This window comes from Bifidobacterium callimiconis (assembly GCF_003952005.1).
Taxonomy (GTDB): domain Bacteria; phylum Actinomycetota; class Actinomycetes; order Actinomycetales; family Bifidobacteriaceae; genus Galliscardovia; species Galliscardovia callimiconis.
In genome coordinates, this window is record NZ_QXGJ01000008.1 from 167,096 (window position 1) to 174,428 (window position 7,333).

3 protein-coding genes are annotated in these 7,333 nt (G+C 64.5%); 1 reads left to right on the forward strand and 2 read right to left on the reverse strand.

Annotation, left to right across the window (positions count from 1 at the left end; translation table 11 throughout):
* Positions 1 to 416 precede the first annotated feature (416 nt).
* Positions 417 to 1,469, forward strand: coding sequence for an alpha/beta fold hydrolase (locus D2E23_RS08670; protein ID WP_093961137.1), 1,053 nt, complete (start codon positions 417 to 419; stop codon positions 1,467 to 1,469).
* Positions 1,470 to 1,654: 185 nt separating this feature from the next.
* Here D2E23_RS08670 and D2E23_RS08675 read toward each other — a convergent pair whose 3' ends face one another.
* Both D2E23_RS08675 and D2E23_RS08680 read right to left on the reverse strand, forming a co-directional pair.
* The gene (locus D2E23_RS08675) at positions 1,655 to 4,012 is read right to left on the reverse strand and encodes a YhgE/Pip domain-containing protein (RefSeq protein ID WP_126030514.1); all 2,358 of its coding nucleotides are present in this window, start codon (positions 4,010 to 4,012) and stop codon (positions 1,655 to 1,657) included.
* Positions 4,012 to 6,858, reverse strand: coding sequence for a YhgE/Pip domain-containing protein (locus D2E23_RS08680; protein ID WP_126030515.1), 2,847 nt, complete (start codon positions 6,856 to 6,858; stop codon positions 4,012 to 4,014). The genes D2E23_RS08675 and D2E23_RS08680 overlap by 1 nt, the downstream gene beginning before the upstream one ends.
* Positions 6,859 to 7,333: the final 475 nt, after the last annotated feature.

The window sequence follows — 7,333 nt, forward strand, 5'->3', positions numbered from 1 at the left end:
GTTTCGCGTTGCAGGGGCGTGGTTTTTCGTGTGAGGAAGCCACACAACTCCGTGACTCGGGTGAAAAGGTCGCGGCAGGAGCGAAAACCACTGGTTATATGGTGTTGAGGTGGGGCTGATGTTCGGTTTTTGGGGTGATGGGAGGCGCGTGGGCGTGAGGCTCACGGACGCGCAGCGCACAACTCGAAGATAGGGAAAATGGATCGTTGGAAAATCAACGGTCTGATATCGGTATCTTCGAGTTGTGTACCGGCGCCCTCGAAGACCTTCCTCTCAACTGCACACTTCCCCACGAAACCGCTCAGAATTCGTGCAAAACCGCACATCGCCGGTCTGGAAACCCCTCGGCCCGGAAATTCACCATTCCCGTGGAATGAATCCGGTCGCGCTACAGCCTCCGCGATAGGCTCGGAGGCATGCAAGTGCAGTTGATCGACGACCGGCATTATGCCGAGACCATGAAGCAGACCGTGCTGCCCGCGCTGGCCGCATGCCGGCGGGAGGGGTGGATGGAGCCGGCGAACTCCAGACCCGCGGGACCGGTGCCCACGCCCGGCAAACTGCACTACGTGTGCTACGACTCCGCCAAGTTCGACGCGATCCGCGAGCAGGGGGCCACGGCCACGTTCCGAGGCGCGGTCGTGATCTCGCACGGGTTCACCGAGTTCGCGGAACGATTCGCGGAGCTCGCCTGGTACCTGCTGCTTGATGGGTTCAGCGTGTGCATCCTGGAACACCGCGGCCACGGGTATTCGCCGCGCGACGTGGATGACGAGAGCCTGGTGTGGATCGACGACTGGCACCGGTACGTGGACGATCTGGCGAAGTTCTGCTCCACCATCGGCCAGGACTACGCGATCGAGGAACCGCTGTACCTCTATGGGCATTCGATGGGCGGCGGCATCGCGGCGGCGCTGCTCGAGCAGTACCCGACCATCATCGACAAGGCGGTGCTCAGCGCGCCCATGATCGCGCTGCGCTCCGGCATGCCGCTCTGGCTCGCACCCACGGTGGCGGAGCTGGCCTGCGCGATCGGGCTCGGCCAGCATGCGGCACCCGGACAGAAGATGTTCAGCGAAAACTTCGACGAGGACTTCTACCGCACGGTGAGCCTGCCGCGCGCTCGCTGGGTGCATGATCTGCGGCTCGAGCATCCCGAGTATCACACGAACGCGGCCACGTTCGGCTGGGTGCGCGAGGGGCTGCGCATGTACAAGTCGATCGTGCGACGGTCGGCATGCGAGCGCGTGGAGGCGCCGCTGCTGATCTTTCAGGCGGAGAACGACACGTACGTGCTGCCCAAGCCGCAGAACCGGTTCGCGGCACAGGTGCGGGCGGGCGGATGTCCGGTGCAGCTGGTGCGGCTCAAGGGGTCGCGGCACGAGATGACCACCGAGCGCAATGAGATCATGCAGCAGTATGTGGGGAGGATTCTTGACTTTCTGCATACGCCGCTGGCAGAGGAGTAGGCGGGGAACTGGCGGGCAGAGCTCCCCTCAGTCTGCTTCGCAGACAGCTCGTCCGGCAAGAACGGACGGCCTTTGGTCGCGCATATCCAGCTCACCTGCCGGCTCCCCTCAGTCAGCTTCGCTGACAGCTCCCCTCGGAGAGGGGAGCCAAGGGAGTCAGAAAACGGGAAGCCGGGGGCTCGGGGCTACATGAGTTTGGTGCTTTCTAGGTTGCGGATGATCCAATCGTTGAGACGGATCACGGGCTTGCGCAACACGAGCCCGAGCAGCAGCGACGGCACGATGAACACGGCGAGCAGCGCGGTCTCACGCCAGAACTCCGCGCCGAACGCGCCGGCCATGGCCGCGTGCATGGCGGCGATGCCGTGCGGGAACGGCAGGAACGGGTAGAGCGCGCGGAACACAGGAGGCAGCGTCTCGATGGGGAACGTGCCACCCGAACCGGCCACCTGCATCACGAGCAGCACCACCGCGATCGCCTTACCGATGTCGCCGAACGACAGCGCCAGCGTGTACGTGATGTTGGAGAACACCACCGCCGCCACCTCGCACACCAGCAGGAACTGCATGGGGTGCTCGCTCTGGATGCCGAGATAGTAGAGGTCGCCGAGCGCCACGAGCGCACCCTGCAGCAGCGCGAGCAGCATGAAGAACAGGTACCGGCCGAAGTACTGCTGATGCAGGCGCAGACGCGGCTCGCCCGTGGCGATCAGCACCTCCTCGCGCCCGCGCTCGCTCATGGCCACCTTCATCATGGCGACGAGGATGATCGATCCCACCCAGATGGCGAGGATCGTGTAGAACGGCGCCATGGCCGAACCGTAGTTGGCGATGTGGTACACGGCCACGCGGTTCACGCCCACCGGCGACGACAGCAGCGCGGCGAGCGCGTCCGGGTCGAGATTGGCGAGCGTGCCGAGCTGGGAGGCCGGCGAGGATGCGGCGTCCGAACCGCCCGAGGTCGAATCCCCCGAACCGTTCTGGCCCGAACCGCTCTGACCGGAATCTGCCGATCCCGCCGAATCCCCGGAGGCTCCGGAACCGGCATTCCCGGTTCCACCCGCAATTCCCGCGATCTGCTTGCTCAGATCATGCATCGTGTTCCCCGCCGACCCGAGTCGTTCCGACGCCCGGTCGAGGATCTTGCGGATGCCGGCGATCGACGTGTCCGTATCGCCGGAGACGCCCTTGAGGTCCTTCACGGTGGCGCTCACCCCGTCGGCCACGCTGCGGGTCTGCGCGCTCACGGTGTCGATGGAGTCGGCGAGCGCGGCGAGTTTGGGCTTGAGTCCGTTGTCGTACGTGGTCTTGACGTCGGTCACGGATTTCTTGGCCGCGGCGATCTGGTTCTTGAGGTCGTTGCGTTTGGCGGTGACGTCGCTGTTGGTGCCGTTGATCGTATCGGCCGCGCCGGAGAGCTGCCCGGCGAGGTCCTTCTGCGCCTTCTGCGCGTTGGTCACGGCGGTGATGGCGTCGTCGAGCGCGGTCTGCACGTCGGAACCGGCCGCACCGTCTGCCGCACCTCCACCCGACCCGCCGGTCGCGCTCTTCATGTCGTTCAGCGCGTCGATCAGCGACTGGTATCCGTCCGCCGCACTGGAGACCTTGCCGGACAGCGCGGTCAGCTGCTTGCTCGCCGCATCCGACTGCGTGCCGATCGCGTCGAACGCGGTATCGACCTGACCACTCACCGAATCGTAGCTTTTCTCACTCTGGCTGAGCGCCGACCCCAGCGTGTCCGCCGTACCGTTGAGCGCGTTGTCGAGCGACGTGACGCCGTCCTGCGCCTGCTTCAGTCCGTTCTTCGCGTCCGTGACCGCCTTGCCGGACGAGTCGATCAGGTTCGATGTGGAGTCGATGATGCCTTCGGTCGAGGCGAGCAGTTTGGAGTACGACGCGGTCTGCGCAGACGCGGACGTGAGCTGATCGCCCATCGCGTCGATGTGCCCGGTGGCGTTGGCCACATAATTCTGCATCTGGTCGCCCTGCGCGTATTTGGCGAGCGTGGTGGCCAGGTCGAGGCCCACCTGTCCGATGGTCTTGGCGAACGTGCTGTCGATCTGATCGGCGATCGTGTCGGCGCCCTCGTCGGTGACGTGCGGCGCGATGGCGTTGATCTTCTCGTTCGTGTAGTACTTGAGTTTCGCGTGCTTCACCTTGGGTGAAAACAGGGTCATCATGTCGGCGCTGAAGTTTTTGGGGATCACGATGGCCGCGTAGTAGTCGCCAGAGCGCACGCCGTCCTCCGCGTTGTCGGGGTCGGTGAACACCCAGTCGAGCTGATGGTTGGCACGTAGCGTGGAGATCACGGTCTCGCCCACGTTGATCTTCACGGGGATGAGATCGGACTTGTATCCGGCGTCGGCGCTGGCGACGGCCACCTTCAGACTGGCGGTGTTGCCGTACGGATTCCAGCTGGCGGCGATGTTGAACCACGCGTACAGCGACGGCACGATCACGAGACCCATCGTCACGATCACGCCGATCACGTTGCTGACGGCGTTGCGCACGTCGCGCGTGAAGATCTGCAGGATGTTGCGCATCAGCAGGCCGCCTTTCCGTGGCGATCAGGGGCGTGGCGATTAGGGGCGGTCGTGCCGGGGGGATCAGTCGAGCCGGTCGTAGAATCGTCGGGCGTGCCGACGGCGGTCTTCGGCTGACCCGGCACGGCGGTTCCGGCCGATCGCAACGCATCGACCACGTCGTCGTCCGCACCGGCGGAATCGGAACCGGCCGCGTGCGCGCCGCGATGATGCGTCGGGAAACCGGGAATCGGCAGCCCGCCGAGGCCGCCCAACGCCGGCAGCGGGATATGCAGTCGACGGGACACGGCCGTACGCAGCGAATCGCTGTCCATCGCGCTCATGCCAAGCTGGCGGGCGAAGCTCTCGTACGTGTACTCCACCACGATCAGGTAGACGTCGATGAGGATGATCGACGTAATCCACGCGGTGAGCATCACGATCTTCGACTCCACGCTGAACATGAGCACCAGGAACACGGCGGGCAGCACCACGATCATCACCAGGCCGGCGCGAATCAGGTACGGGTACAGCTTGAAGAAGCGGTGGGCGCGGCGGCGGATCTGCGGGCGGACCTCGTCCACGCCCATGAGCAGTTTGATCACCGACGTGAGCTTGAAGCGCTCGTTGAGCATGTTATTCTTCTCCGCCACCATGAGGTCGGTGGCGCCGAGGCGGCGGTCGAACAGCGCGTTGAGGTTGAGCAGGTACGGGCGGGCGACGAGACCGAGCAGCAGCGCGGCGGCAAGGAACCACAGCAGCGTGCCGAGATCGTGCCAGTAGTGCGAGCCGTATGCGCCGCCGATCGTCTCGCGCATGGCGTTGATGCCGTACGTGAACGGCAGGAACGGGTAGAGGCGGCGGAAGAAGTCGGGCATCATCTCGATCGGGTACATGCCGGACGAGCCGGGGATCTGCACGATCACGAGGATCACGGCCACGGCCTTGCCGATGTGCTTGAGCGAGGCGGCGAGCGCGTAGATCACGTTCACGTAGACGAAGGAGATCAGCAGGCCGGAGAACACGAACGCGACCGGGTTCTTGCATTGGATGCCGATGATCAGGTCGCCGACGGTGACGATCAGCGCCTGTAGGAGGGCTACGCTCAGCAGCAGCAGTCCGCGGCCGATGTAGGCCTGTGCGGCGTTGACGTGGGCGGTGCGGCTGTTGCGGCCGTGGCCTCGCTTGGAACCCAGGTTTTCGCGGTCGACTTCGAGCTTGAAGATGGCGATGAGCACGAAGCCGCCCACCCAGAGCGCCAGGTTCGTGTAGAACGGGGTGACGGCCGAACCGTAGTTGGACACGGGGTACACGGTGGTGGTGACGAGGTTGACGGGCGAGGCCATGAACGAGCCGGCTTCGGTGGCGTTGAGGTTGAGCTGGGTGTTGAGCTGCTTCCAGATGTCGGAGCTTTCGAGGGCGGCGAGGTCGGTGCGCGTGGTGTCGAGGCCGGTCTTCACGCTGCCGAGGGATTTGGCGGTGTCGGAGAGCGTGGTCTTGGTGCCGTTGAGCGTGGATTTGAGCTGGGTGAGGATGGTCTGCGTCTGGCCGATGGTGGAGTTGAGGCCGCCGAGCGTGCCGCCCAGGCTGCCGGTGGTGGCGGAGAACGAGTCCATGGCGGCGAGCAGCGAGGGCATGACGGTGGTGTTGAGGCTGCCGCGCGTATCGGTGAGGGTGGCGGCGCCGTTCTGGGTGAGGGTGGTGACCCCGTCGGCCATGTTCTGCGTGGCGGTGATGCCGGAGCCGGTGATGGTGGATGCGCTGGAGGAGAAGTCGTTGGCCTGTTTCTGCTGGTCGCTGAGCTGCTGGTCGAGCTGGTCGAGCTGGTCGAGGATGTTCTGGCGTTGGGTCGCGGGCAGGGCACTGCCGGCCGGGCCGTTGACGGTCTGGCGGACGTTGGCCACGGCCTGCTGGCCCTTGGCGAGCGCGCTGTTCTGGCCGCTGACGGCCTGGTCGACGGTGGTCTGCACGTTGGTGAATCCACCGATGATGCCGCCGGCCGCGTTGTTGGCGGAGACCTGCATGCCGCTGAGGTTGCCGGCCGCGGTGCCGAGGGTGGAGTCGAGCGTGTTGGAGAAGTTCAGGGATTCCTTGCGGGTTTCGCCGAGTGCGCTGTTGGCGTCGGTGAGCGCGGTCTGGGTGGCATTGAGCTGCTTGGTAAGGCTGGTAAGCGTGGTGCCGGCGTCGTCGAGGGTCTTGACGGAGGCGTCGATGGTTTTGGCGGTGTCAGTCATCGCGGTCTGCGCGTCGGCGAGATCGGTGCTGGCCTGGTCGAGGTCGGTGTCGATGTCGCTGCGGGCGGTGCCGGCCTTGCCGTTGATCTGTGCGGCGGATTGCTTCACGGCGTTGACGACGGTGCTGGCGACGGTGGAGATGAATGTCTGGTTGATCTGCTCGTCGATGGTGCTGGCGCCGGTGTCGGTGATCTTGGGGGCGATCGCGTTCTTCTTCTCGTTGACGTAGTAGCTGATCTTCGGCTTGCCGGTGCCTTTGATGGTGTTGACGAGCTGCTTGCTGAAGTCCTTGGGGATTACGATGGCGGCGTAGTATTCGCCGGATTCTACGCCGGTTTTAGCCTGGGTTTCGCTCACGAACCGCCAGCCGAGCTCGTGGTTGGCCCTGAGCTGCTGTTCGACCTGTTTACCGGCGTTGAGTTTGCCGACCAGGTCGTTGCTGGTGCCTTGGTCCGCGTTGGCGACGGCGACCTGGATGTTGCCGGTGTTCGAGTACGGGTCCCAGTTGGCGATGATGTTGAACCACGCGTACAGGGAGGGGATGAGGGCGACTCCCAGGGTGATGACGATGGCGACGGGGTTTCTCAGGAGGCGAAGGATGTCTCGCGTGAAGATCCGTCCGATCGTTCGCATTCGTCGCCTCCGAACCGTTCCGGTGTTTCGGCACGGGCATCGTGCCTCGCCGAGCCTTTTCGGACCCGGAGACGACTTTAGGCCGTGACCGGCCCCATAGTCTAAATCCGAAGACAGTATAGCGCCAGGCCGGCCGAGAGGTAGGGCGGGTTTTGCCGCGGGGTGAGGGCGGTTGCGGGCAATCTTCGAGTTCTGTGCGGATTCCGGATAGCTGATGACATCTATCTTCGAGTTCTGTGCGTGTAATAAGAGGAATCCGGAGTATGACCGTTGGAATTTCAACGTCCATACTCGGACTTTCACTATTTCGACGCACAGAACTCGCAGATAGGTGTCTGCGACCGTCCAGAATCCGCACAGAACTCGAAGATTGCCCCGGTCGGCCCCCGTTTGGCGGCGCGGCGGGAGCCTTCGAGCCCTACTTCATGCGGCGGCCGGCGCACCAGACGGCGTCGACCTGCCAGTCCGTGGGGTC

Coding starts and splice junctions, on each gene's coding strand:
- D2E23_RS08675 (WP_126030514.1), bottom strand. CDS start 4,012: ATGCGCAACATCCTGCAGATCTTCACGCGCGACGTGCGCAACGCCGTC.
- D2E23_RS08680 (WP_126030515.1), bottom strand. CDS start 6,858: ATGCGAACGATCGGACGGATCTTCACGCGAGACATCCTTCGCCTCCTG.
- D2E23_RS08670 (WP_093961137.1), top strand. CDS start 417: ATGCAAGTGCAGTTGATCGACGACCGGCATTATGCCGAGACCATGAAG.